This is a genomic window from uncultured Campylobacter sp., assembly GCF_938018145.1.
Lineage (GTDB): Bacteria > Campylobacterota > Campylobacteria > Campylobacterales > Campylobacteraceae > Campylobacter_A.
Window position 1 is genome coordinate 1 of record NZ_CALIII010000332.1, and the last position, 1,595, is coordinate 1,595.

The following is a 1,595-nucleotide window of genomic DNA, read 5'->3' on the forward strand; positions in this document are numbered from 1 at the left end:
TTGCAGGGAATTTTCAAATTTGGTTTGTTGGTCAAATTTTGTGTTTAAAGTGCGGAGCGTTATTTGTATAAAATTTGTATAAAAAATGTAGTTTTGCTTGTTTAAAAGCAATCTTGCTTCCGCCGCTCAAATTTGAAAATCAGGCGTTAAATTTAGGATTAAATTTGACTAAAAAACAGCCGAATTTAATCCTAAAATCCGCAAATTTAACGCTAAAAGCCTACTTTTTCTCGATAAAAAGCCCGGCCCAAGTCTGCTGCGTCGCCATCGCCTCGACGACGTTGATATTGACGCGGTGAGGCATATTTAGGCAGTTTAGCACGATCTGCGCGATATCCTCGGCGGTTATGTACTCCACGCCCTCGTAAACCGCGTCGGCTTTAGCCTTATCGCCGCCGAAGCGAACCTCGCTAAACTCGGTCTTGCAGATGCCAGGAGCTATCTCGGTCACGCGTATACCGGTGCCGCGGATGTCGTTGCGCAGATTTCTGCTAAACTGCTTTACAAACGCCTTGCTCGCGCCGTAAACGTGACTGCCCGGATACGGCCATGCGCCCGCGGTCGAGCCTAGATTAAAGATATAGCCGCTCTTTCGCGCGATCATGAGCGGCAAAACGGCCTTCGTCGAGTACAAAAAGCCCTTGATGTTGGTATCGACCATCGTCTCAAAGTCCTCGATGCTAGTCTCCGCCACGCCTTCAAGCCCCAGCGCTAGGCCTGCGTTATTTACGAGCACTTCGATATCGCGAAACTCCTGCGGTAAATTTGCCACGCCGTCAAAAACCGCCTTTTTATCGCGGATGTCGGCGACGATGATATGCGTATTTCCAAGCTGCTTAGCTAAGGCCTCGAGCCTTTCTTTACGGCGAGCGAGCGCTACGATCTTGTAGCCTTCGCGGCTCAGCATCCTAGCTATCGCTTCGCCAAAACCTGACGTAGCTCCAGTGATAAAAGCCGTTCCTTTCATATTTTCTCCTTATTCGGTGATCAAATTTGACTCAAGCCCCATCGCCCTTAGATACTGCGCGTTGATCTCTTTTTTGCCGATGATCGCGTAGTCTAGGGCATTTAGTCCGTTATCATCCACTGCCTGCACGTCCGCGCCGTTATCTACCAAAAGCTGCAATATCTCCACGTCAGCCGCCCCCGCCGCGCTCATGAGCACGCTTTTTGAAGCAGCGTCAAAGTCGCAGAGCTTAACAAAGCTCGGTAGTTGGACGCTCAAATTTGAGCTATAGGCAAGCTTGGTGCTAATGTCTATCAGCCTTTTGTTTACCAGCGCTCCGTTTTTGAGCAGAAATTTGACCAAATTTATGTCATTTAGCTGCACAGCCTTAAAAAGCGGAGTGATACCGAGCAGATTTTCGTAGTTTACATCCGCGCCGCTAGCTATCAGAAGCTTTACGTTATTTAAATTTTTAAGCGCGAAAAACAGCGAACTCTCAAAGCCGTAGTTTAAATTTACGCCTGCGCGCAAAAACTCCTTTATCACGTCCTCGCTTTTTTCGTAAAGAAGCGCGGCGTTAAAGGCGTTTTGCAGCGAGCTTTGCGAGACGGCGCCCGAATATATCGCCTCATTTATGCCGTATTTTGTA

General features: G+C 48.2%; 2 protein-coding genes. Both read right to left on the minus strand.

The annotated features are described in order from the left end of the window. Positions 1-220: 220 nt before the first annotated feature. Positions 221-967 carry an SDR family NAD(P)-dependent oxidoreductase gene (locus Q0338_RS07695; RefSeq protein WP_298086242.1) on the minus strand — a complete coding sequence of 249 codons (747 nt, stop codon included), beginning with the start codon at positions 965-967 and terminating at the stop codon, positions 221-223. A gap of 9 nt (positions 968-976) precedes the next feature. Then, the coding region (locus tag Q0338_RS07700) for an ankyrin repeat domain-containing protein (RefSeq protein ID WP_298086243.1) at positions 977-1,595 on the minus strand (619 nt) is incomplete at its 5' end.

Coding starts and splice junctions, on each gene's coding strand:
- Q0338_RS07695 (WP_298086242.1), bottom strand. CDS start 967: ATGAAAGGAACGGCTTTTATCACTGGAGCTACGTCAGGTTTTGGCGAA.